Origin of the sequence: Enterobacter mori, from assembly GCF_025244905.1 — a bacterium.
GTDB lineage: Bacteria > Pseudomonadota > Gammaproteobacteria > Enterobacterales > Enterobacteriaceae > Enterobacter > Enterobacter mori_A.
This window is the reverse complement of sequence record NZ_CP104285.1, coordinates 738509-755797: the sequence shown is the minus strand read 5'-3', so window position 1 is coordinate 755797 and position 17289 is coordinate 738509. Positions and strand designations below refer to the sequence as shown.

The following is a 17289-nucleotide window of genomic DNA, read 5'->3' as shown; positions in this document are numbered from 1 at the left end:
ACATGCGCCAGCCAGCGGTATTACAGGCTATTGAAAACGCGGTTTTCCTGTTCCTGAACGCGAATAAACGTTGTGCGTTTCGTCAGCTCTTTCAGGCGGGATGCTCCCACATAGGTGCAGGCAGAGCGCAGGCCGCCGAGGATATCGCGGGCGGTGTATTCAACCGGGCCGCGCAGAGGCAGCTTCACGGTTTTGCCTTCTGCCGCACGGTATTTTGCCACGCCACCGACGTGACGGGTCATGGCGGATTCAGAGCTCATACCGTAGAACAGCATGAATTTCTCGCCATCTTCTTCAACGACGGTACCACCACTCTCTTCGTGGCCTGCCAGCATACCGCCGAGCATTACGAAATCCGCACCGCCGCCAAAGGCTTTCGCAACATCACCCGGCATGGTGCAACCACCGTCACTGATGATCTGACCGCCCAGGCCGTGCGCGGCATCTGCACATTCAATAACGGCAGACAGCTGCGGATAACCCACACCGGTTTTCACGCGCGTGGTACATACGGAACCCGGACCAATACCTACTTTTACAATATCTGCACCGGAGAGGATCAGCTCTTCACACATTTCACCGGTCACCACGTTGCCCGCAATGATGGTCTTAGTCGGCCAGGCTTCACGCGCCTTGCTGACAAACTGTACGAAGTGTTCGGAATAACCATTCGCCACATCAATGCAAACAAAACTAAGCGCCGGGTTAGCGTTCAGGATCTGTTTAGTTTTTTCGAAATCCGCATCTGAGGTACCGGTAGAGACCATCACGTGCTTCACCACATCCGCGGATGCAGAGGCGACAAACGCATTCCACTCTTCGGTGCTGTAGTGTTTGTGGACCGCGGTGAGAATATCGAACTGTGCCAACGCCGTTGCCATCTCAAAGGTACCGACCGTATCCATATTGGCAGCGATAATCGGCACGCCAGACCAGGTCTGACCGGAATGTTTAAAGGTGAATTGACGTTCGAGTTCAACGTCTGAGCGACTTTTCAGTGTAGAGCGTTTAGGGCGGATAAGAACGTCTTTAAAACCTAACTTCAGATCTTCTTCGATACGCATGTGCAGATTCCTGGGGTTAGAGGCAAATATGTTAAAAGCACAACTCCAGTGACGTTATCATACGCACTAATACCTGCTCCGCAAGACTGCGAAATTCTCTTTTTTTACGCTACAATCCTATAAATTTACCTGATAAAAAGCAGGTAACGAGAGCTAAACACTCGCGGTAGGAAGTTTGAATTTCAACCAATTGATTTTAATAATGAATAATTCCCAGGATCCGATTTAATGGGGTATATCGTCGCATTAACCGGCGGCATCGGTAGTGGCAAAAGTACCGTTGCGGACGCGTTTTCTCGTCTGGGTATCACGATTATTGATGCCGATATCATTGCCCGTCAGGTGGTAGAGCCAAATACAGCCGCACTCAAGGCCATCGAGTCACACTTTGGCCCTATCATCCTCAATGCGGATGGCACGCTCAATCGCCGCCAGCTTCGAGAATGCATTTTTTCTGATTCTGCAGAAAAAGCCTGGCTTAATGCCCTGCTCCATCCCATTATCCATCAGGAAACCCAGCGTCAGATTGCTGCAGCACGTTCGCCTTATGTGCTCTGGGTCGTTCCACTGTTGGTAGAAAATCAGCTGCAAAATAAAGCCGATCGGGTTTTGGTCATCGATGTCACTCCCGAGACGCAAATCCAGCGAACCGTGGCGCGGGATCGGGTCTCACGTGAACATGCTGAAAAAATTCTTGCCGCACAGGCCACGCGCGCTCAGCGCCTTGCCGTTGCGGATGATGTTATTGATAATAACGGCGCACCAGATGCCATTGCATCGGATGTTGCCCGTCTGCACGCGCAGTATCTGGCGTTCGCCGCGCAGACCGTTGCACAGGAAAAACCATAATGTCGACCCACATCCTTTTTGAGCACCCGCTTAACGAAAAAATGCGTACCTGGCTGCGCATCGAATTTCTCATTCAACAGCTTTCGCATCATCTGCCTGTTAACGATCATGCCACCGCCCTGCATTTCTTCCGCAACGTTGGCGATCTGCTGGATGTGATTGAACGCGGCGATGTCCGCACTGAATTGCTCAAAGAGCTGGAGCGCCAGCAGCGTAAATTACAGGCATGGACAGAAGTGCCGGGTGTCGATCAGAGCCGTATCGACGCGCTCCGCCAGCAGTTGAAAAGCAGCAGCGCCATTTTGATGGCCGCGCCACGCGTCGGGCAGTTTCTGCGTGAAGATCGTCTGATCGCGCTGGTGCGCCAGCGTCTCAGCATCCCTGGCGGTTGCTGCAGCTTCGACCTGCCAACCCTGCACATGTGGCTACATATGCCGCAGGCACAGCGTGACGCGCAGGTGAACAGCTGGCTGGCAAGTCTGGAGCCAATGAATCAAACGCTCTCGCTTATCCTCGATCTTATCCGTAACTCAGCCCCGTTCCGCAAGCAAACCAGCCTGAACGGTTTCTACCAGGATAATGGGGATGATGCCGATCTGTTACGCCTGAATTTATCGCTGGGTGAGCAGCTTTACCCGCAAATTTCGGGGCATAAGAGTCGTTTTGCGATTCGCTTTATGCCGCTGGACAGTGAAAATGGCACCGTGCCGGAACGCCTCGATTTTGAACTGGCCTGTTGTTAAGGAGTGCCGATGTCTGACGTAACCACCGTAAACTGCCCTACCTGTGGCAAAACCGTTGTCTGGGGCGAAGTGAGCCCATTTCGCCCATTCTGCTGCAAGCGCTGCCAGCTCATTGACCTGGGCGAATGGGCCGCGGAAGAGAAACGCATTCCAAGCGAAGGCGATCTCTCTGATAGTGATGACTGGAGCGAAGAGCAGCGATAGCCTTTAATGCCTGCTGGCGCTTCGCTTAGCAGGCCTACAGGTTGCCCGTCAGGCGGGATATGACGGGCGCATTTGCCGGAGGAAATTTGTCGGCATCACTTGCTTTAAGCTCAACCCAGTTACCCGGTTGCCCCTCTTTCCCCCAGGGTTCGCCTTCCCAGCTTTCCACCAGCCAGAACCACAGCGTGATGTGCCTGTCCGGGAACTGGTATTCAAGCTTATCAAACAGCGTTGCGCCAAACGGGGTAATCCCCACTTCTTCCTGAAGCTCCCGAACCAGCGCCTGCTCCGGCGTTTCACCCGACTCGATTTTTCCGCCAGGAAACTCCCACTTGTTCGCCATATGGGCATCGGCAGCGCGCTGGGTGATGAAAATTTGGTTTTGCGGGTTGCGAATAATCCCGACGGCAATTTGCAGTGTTTTCATATTGTGACTTCCATAAAAAAGGCGCAGAAATCTGCGCCTTTTCGAGTTGTTAACGTCTTAGCTCAGACGGCCGTGGCACGCCTTGTACTTTTTACCAGAACCACATGGGCACGGATCGTTACGGCCCACTTTACGATCGCCAGTCTGCGCTGCGATCGCCGCTGCGGCTTCACTTTCGTCAGTCTGGTGGCTCAGCTGTTGCATCTGTGCCAGACGCTCAGCTTCTTCGCGACGCTGCTGCTCCATCGCTTCCACTTCTTCCGGCATACGCACCTGAACTTTGCTCAGGGTGCTGATGACTTCATACTTCAGCGATTCCAGCATAGCGGCAAACATGGAGAAGGATTCACGCTTGTACTCCTGCTTCGGATCTTTCTGCGCATATCCACGCAGGTGGATACCCTGGCGCAGGTAGTCCATCGCCGCCAGGTGCTCTTTCCACAGGGAGTCGAGCGTCTGCAGCATCACGCCTTTTTCGAAGTGACGCATCATCTCTTCGCCAACGACTTCTTCCTTACGCTTGTAGACGTCCAGCGCAGTTTCGAAGATGCGTTCACGCAGCGTCTCTTCGTGCAGCTCAGGCTCTTTGTCCAGCCACTCTTTAATTGGCAGTTCAAGGTCGAAATCATTTTTCAGACGTTCCTGCAGACCTTCGATATCCCACATTTCTTCCAGAGACTGCGGAGGAATATGCGCGTCGATAGTCGCTTTGAACACGTCTTCACGGATACTATTGATGGTTTCGCTCACGTCGGACACGTCCAGCAGTTCGTTACGCTGGGTATAGATCGCACGACGCTGATCGTTGGCCACATCATCATATTCCAGCAGTTGCTTACGAATATCGAAGTTACGGCTTTCCACTTTACGCTGCGCGTTGGCAATCGCTTTGGTGACCCATGGATGCTCAATCGCTTCGCCAGGCTTCATACCCAGTTTACGCATCATGCCGGACACGCGGTCGGAGGCGAAAATACGCATCAGCGCATCTTCCATAGACAGGTAGAAACGAGAAGAACCGGCATCACCCTGACGGCCCGCACGGCCACGCAGCTGGTTATCGATACGACGAGATTCGTGACGCTCGGTACCAATGATGTGCAGGCCACCCGATGCCAGCACGGCATCGTGACGCACCTGCCAGTCGGCTTTGATCTGCGCAATTTGTTCTGGTGTTGGGTTTTCCAGCTCGGCCACTTCGGCCTGCCAGCTACCACCCAGCATAATATCGGTACCACGACCCGCCATGTTGGTAGCGATGGTTACGGCCGCCGGATAACCCGCCTGCGCAACGATATCTGCTTCTTTAGCGTGGAATTTGGCGTTGAGAACGTTGTGCTTAATGCCCGCTTTGGTCAGCTCGTTGGAAACCACTTCGGATTTCTCAATGGAGATGGTCCCCACCAGTACTGGCTGGCCTGCCGCGGTACGATCGCGAATATCTTCGATGATCGCCTGAATTTTTTCCGCTTCGGTCATGTACACCAGATCCGGCATATCCTTACGGATCATCGGACGGTTGGTAGGAACAACCACGGTATCCAGCTTGTAGATAGAGCTGAATTCAAACGCTTCGGTATCGGCAGTACCGGTCATCCCTGCCAGCTTCTCGTACAGACGGAAGTAGTTCTGGAAAGTAATAGACGCCAGCGTCTGGTTTTCGTTTTGAATATCAACGCCTTCTTTCGCTTCAACCGCCTGGTGCAGGCCGTCAGACCAGCGACGTCCTTGCATAGTACGGCCGGTATGTTCATCAACGATGATCACTTCACCGTCTTTAACGATGTAATCAACGTCGCGAGTGAACAGCGCGTGCGCGCGCAGTGCGGCCGTTACGTGGTGCATCAACATGATGTTAGTTGGAGAGTAAAGCGACTCACCCTCTTCCATAATGCCCTCAGCCACCAGCAGTTCTTCAATCTGAACCAGACCACGTTCGGTCAGGTTAACCTGGCGCGCTTTTTCATCAACAGAGAAGTGACCTTCGCCCTGGAAGGTATCGGAGTCCTCTTTCTCCTGACGCAGCAGGTGCGGAATGATTTTGTCGACTTTACGGTACATTTCAGAGCTGTCCTCGGCCGGGCCGGAGATGATCAGCGGGGTACGTGCTTCATCGATCAGGATGGAGTCCACTTCATCCACCAGCGCATAGTGCAGCTTGCGCTGTACGCGCTCTTCAGGGCTGAACGCCATGTTGTCGCGCAGGTAGTCGAAGCCGTACTCGTTGTTGGTGCCGTAGGTGATGTCTGCGTTATACGCTTCACGCTTGGCTGGCGCAGGCAGACCGGACATGTTGATGCCCACGGTCAAGCCTAAGAATTCAAACAGCGGACGGTTGTTTTCGGCGTCACGCTGTGCCAGATAGTCGTTGACGGTAACGACGTGAACGCCTTTACCGGTCAGTGCGTTCAGGTAAGCGGGCAGCGTCGCGGTCAGAGTTTTACCTTCACCGGTACGCATTTCCGCGATGCAGCGCTCGTTGAGCACCATACCACCCAGCAGCTGCACGTCGAAGTGACGCATACCGAAAACACGTTTACTCGCTTCACGCACTACGGCGAAAGCTTCTGGGATCAGGCTTTCCAGGGTTTCGCCTTTTTCCAGGCGCGCGCGGAACTCCGCCGTTTTCGCCTTCAGCTCGTCATCTGACAGCTTTTCCATCGCCGGTTCCATACCGTTGATGACGGCAACAGCTTTACGCATACGGCGCAGGGTACGATCGTTACGACTACCAAAAACTTTGGTTAATAATTTGATTAACATAATAAATTCTCAAACGCCCCAGATGGGCAGATAAATTAAGGTATTGAAAAAAGGTTAATTTAGCTGAGGCGTTGCGGTCCGGCACGGATGCCGTGAACCTGGCTTATCCATGTGGAGACAGAAAATGTGGCAGGCGGAATGAACGCGAATTGCGCCGTCTGACGAACCATGACCGGCGGCTGGTTATCCTGCGTGAGCAGCGCGTTGAGCGTGTCCAGCAGAGCAAGATGCTGAGCCTGAACTGGAAGCGTCTCTTCAGCAACAGGCATGGTCTGCGGTGCCATCGCGAAGGACAGATGGCGGATAACCGTGCGGATGGCGTGTTGATGCCAGTAATCAACCGAGAAGTTTGGGCGGCGATTAGCTTCAAGCAGTGCGAGGTTAGTAAAATTAACCCGCGTGGTAAGATCGTGCTTAGTGGTGGAAGTTTTTGTCGGTGTTGCCGCTTCAGCACTATTGCTGAGCGCAGGCAAGCCGAGGCTCGCCGCGACCATCCCTAATAAGAGATGCGGCCAGAAGTAACGTCTGCCAAATTGTCGCCAGCGCGTCAGTATTCCGCTCACCTGCTCCACCCAATAAGCCAGCCTTGCAGAGGCTGAGTTCAGTTATTCTTTTTAGCGCCCAGATATTACCACTAAAGCCAATGCGCAGCAGCAGGAATGACGTAATGCAGCAGGGAAAAACGGTCAAGAATGCAGCTAACGCACAGATTTTCTACGCCTGACGGGCGTGAGGATACACCGGGGAAAACAAAGAAGAGTAAAAATAAAAACGACTGGCCTTCCTGGTCGGAGAGAGTACCAGGTTAACCAGTCGATTTTTTACGAACGGTATAGACCGTTACGCCAGAACCATGTTTGGTGCTTTGAAGGCCAGCGGCAGTTCAGCTTCGTCTTCAAAGGTCACAAATTCCCAGGCTTCCTGTTTTGCCAGGACAGCCTGCAACAATTTGTTGTTCAGCGCATGACCGGATTTAAACGCGGTAAATGCACCAATGATGTTGTGACCACACATAAACAGGTCGCCGATCGCATCCAACATTTTGTGACGAACGAATTCATCTTCAAAACGCAGGCCGTCTTCGTTCAGTACGCGATAATCGTCAACAACGATGGCACAATCGAAGCTGCCGCCCAGGCACAGGCCGCGGGACTGCAGATATTCGATATCACGCATAAAGCCGAACGTACGAGCACGGCTGATCTGACGCATAAACGCATCAGCAGAGAAGTTCATCGCATAGCGCTGGGTGCTGGAGTCAATCGCCGGATGGTTAAAGTCGATGGTAAAGTCCAACGAGAAACCATTGTACGGTTTGAATTCAGCCCACTTGTCGCCATCTTCGACACGAACGGTCTCTTTGATGCGAACAAATTTCTTCGCGCAGTTCAGTTCTTCGATGCCAGCATCCAGCAACAGATAGACGAACGGTGCAGCACTACCATCCATGATCGGGATTTCGGGTGCATCGACTTCAACAATAATGTTGTCGATGCCCAGACCCGCCAGGGCGGCGTTCAGGTGCTCTACGGTAGAAATCCGCACGTCATGCTCGTTGACCAGGCAAGTACAGAGCATTGTATCACGCACAGATTTGGCATCGGCCGGAAAATCTACCGGTGGATTCAAGTCGGTGCGACGATAGATGACCCCGGTATTGGCCGGCGCAGGGCGCAGCGTCAGGGTGACTTTCTTGCCGGTATGTAAACCGACACCTGTCGCCTGAACGATACGTTTAAGTGTCCTTTGTTTGATCATCGTATAATCTCGCCAAATTAACTATCCAACCGAGAGTGTATATCACTAACGGTGGGCCAGTTTAGCACAAAGAGCGAAAATCCCCAAATTCCAGCCAATTCTTAGTCAGCTTGCTTACGCAGGAACGCCGGGATATCCAGATAATCTGGCTCTTTTGCCGTTTGTGGAGTCGGGTCGTTTACCACTTTCGCGGCCGGTTTCTGCTCCTGAGTCAGTGGAGACATACCGTGCTGCTGGTAACGATCCATCACCGGCTGCTGAGTCTGTTTGTTGGTGACCAGCGTGATCTCAGGACGCTTATCCATACCGATACCGGTGGCAACAACAGTGACGCGCAGTTCGTCGTTCATTTCCGGGTCAAGGGAGGTACCGATTACCACGGTTGCGTTGTCAGAGGCGAACGCACGGATGGTGTTACCCACGGTTTCGAACTCATCCAGACGCAGATCAAAGCCAGCGGTAATGTTGACCAGCACGCCGCGCGCACCAGACAGATCGATATCTTCCAGCAGTGGAGAAGAGATCGCCATTTCTGCCGCTTCTTCTGCGCGGTCTTCACCGCTCGCCACGCCAGAGCCCATCATCGCGTAGCCCATTTCGGACATCACGGTGCGAACGTCTGCAAAGTCGACGTTCATCAGGCCAGGACGGGTAATCAGTTCAGCGATACCCTGAACCGCGCCTTTCAGCACGTCGTTTGCTGCGCCAAAGGCGTCCAGCAGAGAGATACCGCGACCCAGAACTTTCAGCAGTTTGTCGTTCGGGATGGTAATCAGAGAGTCCACATGTTTGGACAGCTCGGTGATACCCTGCTCCGCGAAGGCCATACGCTTCTTGCCTTCGAAGTTGAAAGGCTTAGTCACGACAGCAACGGTCAGGATACCTAAATCTTTTGCCACTTCAGCCACGACAGGTGCTGCACCGGTACCGGTACCGCCGCCCATGCCTGCTGCGATGAAGACCATGTCCGCACCTTCCAGTGCAGCACGCAGGGCTTCACGATCCTCTTCAGCCGCGTTGCGACCGACTTCCGGGTTAGCCCCAGCGCCCAGCCCTTTGGTGATACCACCGCCGATCTGGATAGTCTGGCCAACTGCCGTCTTACGCAGTGCCTGCGCATCGGTGTTAACTGCAAAGAATTCAACACCTTCAATGCGTTCACGCACCATATGCTCTACGGCGTTACCGCCGCCGCCACCGACGCCGATGACTTTAATCACCGCGTCGTTGGTCAGTTCCATAGGTTCAAACATAATTTCTCTCTCCGTTGTGCCTGTCGCCCGAGACCGCTAATTCTCTCCGGTCTCTTAAAAAAATTAAAACTCTTTTCGCAACCAGTTGTTCAGTCGTTTGACCCACGACCCCACTGAGACGCGTTTTTCCACTTCTGCTTCACCACTCAAATGAGATTCTTTCCCGTAGTGCAGCAGGCCCACAGCCGTTGAATAATACGGCTCCTGAGCGTAATCCGTTAAACCGGTGATATTCAGCGGCGCACCAATACGCACCTGCGTATGGAACACGCGCTGAGCGCAGGCCGCAAGACCTTCAATTTGCGCTGCCCCGCCGGTTAATACAATCCCCGCCGCAAGATGATGCTTAACACCCTGCTGACGAAGCTGTTCCTGTAACTGCAAAATTTCTTCGTTGACCAGGTTGAGCAGCTCGGTATAGCGCGGCTCAATCACCTCTGCCAGCGTCTGGCGCTGCAGGCTGCGCGGTGGACGACCACCTACGCTCGGCACTTCAACGCTCTCATCTTTGCCTACGATAGAACCCAGGGCGCAGCCGTGGCGGACTTTAATGGCCTCTGCATCGCTCGGTGGCGTACCAAAGGCGTAGGCAATATCGCTGGTCACAACGTTCCCTGCGTAAGGGATCACTTTGGTGTGGCGCAACGCACCGCCGGTATAGACAGCCATGTCCATTGTACCACCACCAATATCGACCACACAGACGCCCAGTTCACGTTCGTCTTCGGTCAGCACGGAATAACTCGCGGCCAGACCGGCGAAAATAAGTTGGTCAACTTTCAGGCCACAACGTTCAACGGCTTTAACAATGTTCTTCGCCATATCGTTGTGACATGTGATCAGGTGCACTTTTGCCTGCATACGTACGCCGGAAAGACCCACCGGATTCTTAATTCCTTCCTGGTAGTCGATAGCATATTCCTGCGGGATCACGTGCAGTACGCGATGCTCATCGCGGACGCGCACGGACTTCGCCGTATGCACAACATTCTCTACGTCTTCCTGCGTCACTTCTTCTTCTGAAATCGGCACCATACCGATTTCATTCTGGCAGCTGATGTGCTTGCCAGAAAGGGCCAGATAGACAGAAGAAATCTGGCAATCTGCCATTAATTCAGCCTGATCGATGGCGCGCTGAACGCATTTCACCACCGACTCAAGGTCGTTTACCCCACCTTTATCCATACCACGGGATGGGCAACTCCCCACGCCAATGATATTGACCATACCGTCGGGCAGAACTTCCCCTACTAAAGCGGCAACCTTTGCGGTGCCAATCTCCAGTCCAACTACCAGTTTTCTGTCCGTCGCCTTGATCATTGTTGTTCTGCCTGTACCTGTGCCTGATTCTGTTGCTGATTAGGTTCCTCGACCGGAGCCGGCTCCCAACCGACTGCTGCGCCTGAGTCATAGCGCAAATCAACGTAGCTTATCCGTTTGCCGTCCGTCTGCGCCTGCTGCTGTAAAACCGGGTAAAGTTCTACAAATCGCGCCAGACGTTTCATTGTGTCGCCGCGGCCAAGGTTGAGCTTGATACCGTTCGTTAACGTCAGTTGCCAGGAGCGGCGCGCCGTCATTGCGGCATCTTTTAACGTAAAGCGGTCCTTAGCCAGCACCTGCCCCATCTCGCGGAAACCTTGTAACACTTCGTTTTCGCTGCCTTCAGGGCCATACAACATCGGTAAATTTTGCTTGTTGACGCGATCGCTTGGGACGCTGAAGGAGTTTCCGTCTACGTCTACCATGTGCTGATCATTCCAACGCGCAATGGGCACATATTCAACCAGATGAATCTTCAATTCATCAGGCCATTGCTTTCTTACACTCGCCTGTTTTATCCACGGCAGTCGTTCAATCTGGCTCTGGATAATATTGACGTCCTGGGTCATAAAGGTGCCAGGTGAGCCCAGGGCCAGAATAGACTGGCGAATATCATCGTTACGCGTGTAGTGACGCTCGCCGGTCACTACCAGCTTAGAGAGCGGTAAACGCTGCGCATCTTCCATCCAGCCCAGCACCATCCAGCCGCTGATAAACACGGTGCACAGCACCCCGAGCAGGAAGATAATTCCTGCAAGACGCGTTCCATTACTCCGGCGTGAAGACGTATATTCTTCCTCTTCATCGCGGTTGCGCGTGTTCAATGCAGCCTGAGACATATCAGCCCGCCTGGTCCAGAATACGTACGACTAACTGCGAGAAGCTCATCCCCGCCTGACGCGCTGCCATCGGCACAAGGCTATGGCTCGTCATACCTGGAGAGGTGTTGGCTTCAAGCAGGTAAAATTGCCCGTCACCGTCGAGCATGACATCAATGCGTCCCCAGCCGCGGCAGCCTAAAACATTCCAGGCTTTGAGCACCAGAGACTGTAAATCGGCTTCACGTTCTGCTTCAAGACCACTTGGACAGAAATATTGCGTCTCATCAGAGAGATACTTCGCCTCATAATCATAGAAGACTCCAGCGGGTTGGATGCGAATTGACGGTAAAATTTCTTCGCCAAGCATCGCAACTGTAAATTCCGGCCCGCTGAGCCATTTTTCAATCAGAACTTCTTCATCATGTTGAAATGCCAATGTTAAAGCGGCAGATAAATCCTCAGCTTTATCAACTTTAGACATCCCAACGCTCGACCCTTCACGGCTCGGCTTAACAATAACCGGTAAGCCCAGCGCAGCAATGCGTGTATTAACGCTGTCCGACAGGCCCAATTCAAATTCAGTACGCGTCAGGGCCACCCATGGCGCAACGGGGAGACCCGCGCCCTGCCAAAGCAGTTTGCTGCGCAGTTTATCCATGGAGATGGCGGACGCCATCACGCCGCTGCCGGTATACGGGAGGCCGATTAACTCCAGCAGCCCTTGCAATGTACCGTCTTCACCGCCACGGCCGTGCAGCGCAATGAAAACTTTATCGAAGCCCATCGCTTTCAGCTGGGTCACATCAAGCTCTTTCGGATCGATCGGATGCGCATCAACGCCACCTTCACGCAGGCCCGCCAGAACGGCAGCGCCTGAATTCAGGGACACTTCACGCTCGGCGGAGGTGCCGCCAAACAGGACAGCAATCTTATCAGCCATGATGCTCATCCTCCGGAGTTTGCGGCTTCAGTTTGATTTCGGCTAAGGTACGGGCGATTTTGCCGATATTTCCCGCACCCTGAATCAGAATCAAATCGTTACCTGTCAGCACTGGTGCCAGAATTTCTGCTGCCTGTGCAGGGTCAGAAACCAAAATAGGGTCCACTTTACCGCGTCCACGGATAGTGCGACATAAAGAACGACTGTCTGCGCCCGGAATCGGAGTTTCGCCCGCTGAATAAACATCCAGCATCAGCAGCGTATCGACCTGCGACAGCACGTTGGCGAAATCGTCGTACAGATCGCGGGTACGGGTGTAACGGTGCGGCTGGAAGATCATCACCAGATTTTTGTCCGGCCAACCCGCACGAGCAGCTTTGATCGTGGCGTCCACTTCCGTTGGGTGATGGCCGTAATCATCTACCAGCATCGCGGTACCCGATTTACCGTTCACTGCGTCCAGCGGGAATTCACCAAGGAAGTCGAAGCGACGGCCTGTACCCTGGAAGCTTTCCAGCGCGCGCAGGATCGCATCATCATCAATGCCTTCTTCCGTCGCTACCGCAACCGCCGCCGCCGCATTCAGGGCGTTGTGGCGACCAGGCGCATTCAACGTCACGTGCAGCAATTCTTTGTCCTGACGCGCCAGGGTGAAATGCCCCTGCGCACCAATCTGTTTGTACTCTTCCACACGAACATCAGCATCTTCACTGAAGCCATAAGTGGTGATTTGACGCCCGACGCGCGGCAGCAGCTCGCGGATCACCGGATCGTCAACGCACATTACCGCACGGCCATAGAACGGCAGGTTGTGCAGGAAGTTAATAAACGTCTGCTTTAAGTTTTCGAAGTCGCCCTGGTAAGTATCCATATGGTCAGCTTCGATATTGGTGACAATCGCCACCATCGGCTGCAGATGCAGGAACGACGCATCGCTCTCATCCGCTTCCGCAATCAGATAACGGCTGTGGCCCAGACGCGCGTGCACGCCAGCAGCTTTCACCAGGCCACCGTTAACGAACGTCGGGTCCAGACCCGCTTCCGCATAAATGCTGGATACCATCGCCGTAGTTGTGGTCTTACCGTGCGTGCCCGCAACGGCGATGCCGTGACGGAAACGCATCAGTTCCGCCAGCATCTCAGCGCGGCGGATCACCGGAATACGCGCTTCATGTGCGGCAACGATTTCCGGGTTGTCAGAGGAGATGGCGCTCGACACCACCACCACGCTCGCATCGCGCACGTTTTCCGGGCGATGGTTAAAATAGATAGTCGCCCCAAGCGACGCCAGCTGCTGCGTTACAGGGTTTGGCGCCAGGTCAGACCCGCTGATCTGATAACCTTCGTTAGCTAACACTTCGGCAATACCACCCATGCCAGCACCACCGATGCCAACAAAGTGAATGTGCCGGACGCGACGCATCTCGGGCACGATAGAACGCAGTTTTGCCAGTTGTTGTGTATTCATTCTCTAAACGCCATCGACTACTTAAAAATTCGTGCAGCGCAACACGCGCTGCGAGGGTTAAGCCTGGGCTGCCAGGCTCACTTCTTTTGCCACTCGTTCCGTTGCATCCGGGATAGCCGCCGCGCGCGCGCGCTGTGCCATCTCCAGCAATGTCTCTCTGTTCCAGCCCGCCAGAGTGGTGGCGACCGCATCGGCGGTAAATTGTGGCTGCTCAAAAATCTTCGCGGCACCGGCTTTCTCAAGCGGCAGCGCATTCCAGTACTGCTGTCGGTCTTTATGCTGGAACGGCACAAACAGCGCTGGCAGACCCGCGGCGGCAATTTCGCTCACCGTTAATGCGCCAGAACGACAGACCACGACATCGGCCCAGGCATACGCTGCGGCCATATCGTCAATAAATTCCGTCACTTTATGCTGCGGTTGCCCCGCTTCGGCGTAAGCCTGCTCAACGGTCTGTTGAGCACCTTTGCCGCTCTGATGCCAAATGGTTACGGCATCGCCCAGCTTTGCGGCCACCTGCGGCATCGTCTGGTTCAGGATGCGTGCCCCCTGAGAACCGCCGACGACCAGCACGCGTACCGGACCTTCACGACCATTCAGGCGAGCATCAGGCAGCGGCAGCGCCAGCACATCGACGCGCACCGGGTTTCCAACGACGTCAGCTTTCGGGAACGCGCCAGGGAATGCCTGCATCACTTTGGTGGCAATTTTCGCCAGCCATTTGTTAGTTAGCCCGGCGATACCGTTCTGCTCATGCAGCACAACAGGGATGCCCAGGGACCACGCAGCCAGCCCACCCGGGCCAGACACATACCCGCCCATTCCCAGCACCACATCAGGCTTAAACTGCTTCATGATGGTGCGGGCCTGACGCCAGGCGTTAAAAATACGCACCGGTGCCAGCAGCATTGCCTTGAGGCCTTTGCCTCGCAGGCCAGAAATACGAATAAAGTCGATCTCAATACCGTGTTTCGGCACCAGATCGGCCTCCATGCGGTCTGCGGTTCCCAGCCAGCGTACCTGCCAGCCCTGATCCATTAAATGGTGCGCAACCGCCAGCCCCGGGAACACGTGTCCGCCGGTACCGCCTGCCATCACCATTAACCGCTTCGGTTGATTCATCGTGAACCTCGTGTAAACGCCTGGGCTTTCTCCAGACGCGTCTCATAATCTATACGCAACAAAAACATGATGGCCGTCGACATGATCAACAGACTCGAACCACCATAACTGATCAGCGGCAACGTCAGGCCCTTGGTCGGCAGCATACCTGCTGCCGCCCCGACGTTAACCAGTGCCTGGAAGCTAAACCAGATACCAATTGAACAGGCTAAGAAACCTGAGAAGCGGTGATCGATCTCCAGCGCTTTTCGGCCAATCGACATGGCGCGGAAAGCGACGAAGAATACCATTAATAGCGCCAATACCACACCGATATAACCCAGTTCTTCCCCAATAATGGAGAAGATGAAATCGGTGTGCGCCTCCGGTAAATACTCCAGTTTTTGCACCGAGTTGCCCAGGCCTTGCCCCCAGACTTCACCGCGGCCAAACGCCATCAGCGACTGCGTCAGCTGATAACCACTGCCGAACGGGTCTTCCCACGGGTTCCAGAACGAGGTCACGCGGCGGATACGGTACGGCTCGGCGAGGATCAGCAGCACTACTGCTGAAATACCCATCCCGATGATGGCGATGAACTGCCACAGCTTTGCACCCGCCAGGAACAGCATCGCCAGCGTGGTGACAAACAGTACCACCACGGTACCAAGGTCAGGCTGCGCCAGCAGCAGGATCGCGAGCACCAGAATCACGCCCATCGGCTTTAAGAAGCCGCGAAGGTTATTACGAACTTCATCAACCTTACGCACCAGGTAGTTCGCCAGGTAGCAGAACAGGGACAGCTTGGTAAATTCCGCAGGCTGAATACGCAGTGGACCAAAAGCGATCCAGCGCGATGCCCCGTTAACGGAGCTCCCGACAACCAGAACGATCAGCAGCATGATAATGGACGCAATCAACATGGCCGTACTGTGCCGCTGCCAGAACGTCATCGGCAGACGTAAGGTCACCAGCGCCAGGCAGAAGGCCAGAATGATGTACAGCCCATCACGCTTGGCGAACAGGAAGGGATCGTTCGCCAGACGCTGCCCGACCGGCATGGAGGCCGAGGTCACCATGATAAAGCCGATCGCCGCCAGCCCCAGCGTAAGCCAGAAGAGCATGCGGTCGTACATGATCAGGCTATCGGAATCTTTATCCCGGGAAGCCATCACCCAGCCTTTCAGTGCCGCAAACAGCCACACCAGAATTCCAAATCCTGGCAGGCGCGGCATTTTCAGGCGAGGGAGAGATAAACGCATCAGCCTAACTCCTTCGCCAGGCGGGTAAAGACATCACCACGCTGTTCGAAATTCTTGAATTGATCGAGGCTGGCGCAAGCCGGAGAGAGCAACACCATGTCGCCAGGCTTCACGCGCGGCGCGATCAGGCGCAGCGCCTGTTCCATCGTCTCCGTTTGCTCGGCGATCTCCGGGCGCAGTTCAGCCAGCTCGCTGCCGTCACGCCCAAAGCAGTAAAGGCGGATGTTATCTCCGGATAGATACTGTTTCAGCGAGGAGAAATCTGCAGATTTTCCATCACCACCCAGCAGCAAATGCAGCGTCCCCTCAACGTGAAGGCCGTTCAGCGCGGCCTCCGTGCTTCCCACGTTGGTGGCTTTGGAGTCATTAATCCAGCGCACGCCGTTATGTTCCAGCGCTAACTGGAAGCGGTGCGCCAGACCGGTAAATGTGGTCAGCGCTTTCAGGCTGGATGAGCGCGGCAGGCCAACGGCATCCGCCAGCGCCAGTGCTGCCAGCGCGTTGGTGTAGTTATGCTGACCGCAAAGCGTCATCTCCTTCACGTTCAGCACTTTTTCACCCTTCACGCGCAGCCAGGTTTCACCCTGCTGACGGTTCAGGTGGTAATCACCCATGGTGATCCCAAAGCTGATGCAGCGATCATCTGCGCCGCGCACCGGCATGGTCAGTGCATCATCGGCGTTAACCACGCAGACTTTGGCATTTTCATAAACGCGCAGCTTGGCCGCGCGGTATTGTTGCAGACCAAAGGGATACCGGTCCATATGATCTTCAGTCACGTTGAGGATCGTCGCGGCAGCCGCGTGCAGGCTGGAGGTGGTTTCAAGCTGGAAGCTGGAAAGTTCCAGCACGTACAGCTCACAGCCTTTATCCAGCAGCATCAGGGCTGGCAGGCCAATATTGCCGCCAACACCGACGTTCTTACCCGCCGCTTTTGCCATCTCGCCGACAAGCGTAGTGACCGTACTTTTACCATTTGAACCGGTAATGGCGATAATCGGAGCCTGCGCTTCGCGGCAGAACAGTTCGATGTCCCCGACAATCTCGACGCCCGTATCAGATGCGGCGCTGAGTGAAGGGTGCGCCAGCGCCATACCCGGGCTGGCAACAATCAGATCGGCGTCCAGCAGCCAGTCATCATTCAGACCACCAAGGTGGCGTTCAACCTGTTCCGGCAGTTTGTCCAGACCCGGCGGAGAGACACGCGTATCCATCACGCGTGGCGTGACGCCGCGCGCAAGGAAAAAGTCCACGCAGGAAAGGCCCGTGAGGCCTAACCCGATGATAACGACTTTTTTACCCTGGTAATCTGCCAT

16 protein-coding genes are annotated in these 17289 nt (G+C 54.6%); 3 read left to right on the top strand and 13 right to left on the bottom strand.

All coding sequences use genetic code 11. The annotated features are described in order from the left end of the window. Positions 1-20: 20 nt before the first annotated feature. On the bottom strand, positions 21-1064 hold the full coding sequence (locus N2K86_RS03585) for a GMP reductase (RefSeq protein WP_042718208.1): 1044 nt from the start codon (positions 1062-1064) through the stop codon (positions 21-23). A 228-nt stretch (positions 1065-1292) separates the two neighbouring features. Here N2K86_RS03585 and coaE point away from each other — a divergent pair, with 228 nt between their 5' ends. The 3 genes from coaE to yacG are packed head-to-tail and all read left to right on the top strand — an operon-like array spanning position 1293 to position 2860. After that, on the top strand, positions 1293-1913 hold the full coding sequence (gene coaE, locus N2K86_RS03580) for a dephospho-CoA kinase (protein ID WP_260660491.1): 621 nt from the start codon (positions 1293-1295) through the stop codon (positions 1911-1913). After that, positions 1913-2656, top strand: a complete 744-nt coding sequence (gene zapD, locus N2K86_RS03575; protein WP_010426958.1) for a cell division protein ZapD — start codon at positions 1913-1915, stop codon at positions 2654-2656. Before coaE ends, zapD begins: the two co-directional genes overlap by 1 nt. 9 nt (positions 2657-2665) lie before the next feature. Next, on the top strand, positions 2666-2860 hold the full coding sequence (yacG, locus tag N2K86_RS03570) for a DNA gyrase inhibitor YacG (RefSeq protein ID WP_010426960.1): 195 nt from the start codon (positions 2666-2668) through the stop codon (positions 2858-2860). A 34-nt stretch (positions 2861-2894) separates the two neighbouring features. Here the strand turns inward: yacG and mutT are convergent, their stop codons facing one another. The 12 genes from mutT to murD form a co-directional block, all read right to left on the bottom strand. Then, positions 2895-3287, bottom strand: coding sequence for an 8-oxo-dGTP diphosphatase MutT (mutT, locus tag N2K86_RS03565; RefSeq protein ID WP_010426962.1), 393 nt, complete (start codon positions 3285-3287; stop codon positions 2895-2897). A 57-nt stretch (positions 3288-3344) separates the two neighbouring features. Next, positions 3345-6050: a preprotein translocase subunit SecA gene (secA, locus tag N2K86_RS03560; RefSeq protein ID WP_260660490.1), complete on the bottom strand. Its 2706-nt coding sequence runs from the start codon at positions 6048-6050 to the stop codon at positions 3345-3347. Between the two features lie 59 nt (positions 6051-6109). After that, entirely contained in the window at positions 6110-6613 is a 504-nt protein-coding gene (secM, locus tag N2K86_RS03555; RefSeq protein WP_260660489.1) for a secA translation cis-regulator SecM, read from the bottom strand. Positions 6614-6890: 277 nt separating this feature from the next. Continuing rightward, on the bottom strand, positions 6891-7808 hold the full coding sequence (lpxC, locus tag N2K86_RS03550; protein ID WP_260660488.1) for a UDP-3-O-acyl-N-acetylglucosamine deacetylase: 918 nt from the start codon (positions 7806-7808) through the stop codon (positions 6891-6893). 101 nt (positions 7809-7909) lie between these two features. Further along, positions 7910-9061, bottom strand: a complete 1152-nt coding sequence (ftsZ, locus tag N2K86_RS03545) for a cell division protein FtsZ (protein ID WP_008501978.1) — start codon at positions 9059-9061, stop codon at positions 7910-7912. A gap of 63 nt (positions 9062-9124) precedes the next feature. Then, the gene (ftsA, locus tag N2K86_RS03540; RefSeq protein WP_006173845.1) at positions 9125-10381 is read right to left on the bottom strand and encodes a cell division protein FtsA; all 1257 of its coding nucleotides are present in this window, start codon (positions 10379-10381) and stop codon (positions 9125-9127) included. Continuing rightward, positions 10378-11220 (bottom strand): cell division protein FtsQ, encoded by an 843-nt coding sequence (gene ftsQ / locus N2K86_RS03535; RefSeq protein ID WP_010426973.1) that lies wholly within the window; start codon positions 11218-11220, stop codon positions 10378-10380. The genes ftsA and ftsQ overlap by 4 nt, the downstream gene beginning before the upstream one ends. A 1-nt stretch (position 11221) precedes the next feature. Beyond that, positions 11222-12142, bottom strand: a complete 921-nt coding sequence (locus N2K86_RS03530) for a D-alanine--D-alanine ligase (protein ID WP_059354165.1) — start codon at positions 12140-12142, stop codon at positions 11222-11224. Further along, positions 12135-13610 carry a UDP-N-acetylmuramate--L-alanine ligase gene (gene murC / locus N2K86_RS03525; RefSeq protein WP_260660487.1) on the bottom strand — a complete coding sequence of 492 codons (1476 nt, stop codon included), beginning with the start codon at positions 13608-13610 and terminating at the stop codon, positions 12135-12137. The genes N2K86_RS03530 and murC overlap by 8 nt, the downstream gene beginning before the upstream one ends. 57 nt (positions 13611-13667) lie before the next feature. Continuing rightward, complete coding sequence (gene murG / locus N2K86_RS03520) at positions 13668-14732, bottom strand: undecaprenyldiphospho-muramoylpentapeptide beta-N-acetylglucosaminyltransferase (protein WP_260660486.1); 1065 nt, start codon at positions 14730-14732, stop codon at positions 13668-13670. Continuing rightward, positions 14729-15973 carry a cell division protein FtsW gene (gene ftsW, locus N2K86_RS03515; RefSeq protein ID WP_126815983.1) on the bottom strand — a complete coding sequence of 415 codons (1245 nt, stop codon included), beginning with the start codon at positions 15971-15973 and terminating at the stop codon, positions 14729-14731. Before ftsW ends, murG begins: the two co-directional genes overlap by 4 nt. Beyond that, a complete protein-coding gene (gene murD / locus N2K86_RS03510; RefSeq protein ID WP_260660485.1) occupies positions 15973-17289 on the bottom strand; it encodes a UDP-N-acetylmuramoyl-L-alanine--D-glutamate ligase in 1317 nt (438 codons plus the stop codon). The genes ftsW and murD overlap by 1 nt, the downstream gene beginning before the upstream one ends.

Bases quoted from the DNA above. Each gene is read 5' to 3' on its own strand.
- N2K86_RS03585 (WP_042718208.1), bottom strand. From the start codon at position 1,064: ATGCGTATCGAAGAAGATCTGAAGTTAGGTTTTAAAGACGTTCTTATC.
- coaE (WP_260660491.1), top strand. From the start codon at position 1,293: ATGGGGTATATCGTCGCATTAACCGGCGGCATCGGTAGTGGCAAAAGT.
- zapD (WP_010426958.1), top strand. From the start codon at position 1,913: ATGTCGACCCACATCCTTTTTGAGCACCCGCTTAACGAAAAAATGCGT.
- yacG (WP_010426960.1), top strand. From the start codon at position 2,666: ATGTCTGACGTAACCACCGTAAACTGCCCTACCTGTGGCAAAACCGTT.
- mutT (WP_010426962.1), bottom strand. From the start codon at position 3,287: ATGAAAACACTGCAAATTGCCGTCGGGATTATTCGCAACCCGCAAAAC.
- secA (WP_260660490.1), bottom strand. From the start codon at position 6,050: ATGTTAATCAAATTATTAACCAAAGTTTTTGGTAGTCGTAACGATCGT.
- lpxC (WP_260660488.1), bottom strand. From the start codon at position 7,808: ATGATCAAACAAAGGACACTTAAACGTATCGTTCAGGCGACAGGTGTC.
- ftsZ (WP_008501978.1), bottom strand. From the start codon at position 9,061: ATGTTTGAACCTATGGAACTGACCAACGACGCGGTGATTAAAGTCATC.
- ftsA (WP_006173845.1), bottom strand. From the start codon at position 10,381: ATGATCAAGGCGACGGACAGAAAACTGGTAGTTGGACTGGAGATTGGC.
- ftsQ (WP_010426973.1), bottom strand. From the start codon at position 11,220: ATGTCTCAGGCTGCATTGAACACGCGCAACCGCGATGAAGAGGAAGAA.
- N2K86_RS03530 (WP_059354165.1), bottom strand. From the start codon at position 12,142: ATGGCTGATAAGATTGCTGTCCTGTTTGGCGGCACCTCCGCCGAGCGT.
- murC (WP_260660487.1), bottom strand. From the start codon at position 13,610: ATGAATACACAACAACTGGCAAAACTGCGTTCTATCGTGCCCGAGATG.
- murG (WP_260660486.1), bottom strand. From the start codon at position 14,732: ATGAATCAACCGAAGCGGTTAATGGTGATGGCAGGCGGTACCGGCGGA.
- ftsW (WP_126815983.1), bottom strand. From the start codon at position 15,973: ATGCGTTTATCTCTCCCTCGCCTGAAAATGCCGCGCCTGCCAGGATTT.
- murD (WP_260660485.1), bottom strand. From the start codon at position 17,289: ATGGCAGATTACCAGGGTAAAAAAGTCGTTATCATCGGGTTAGGCCTC.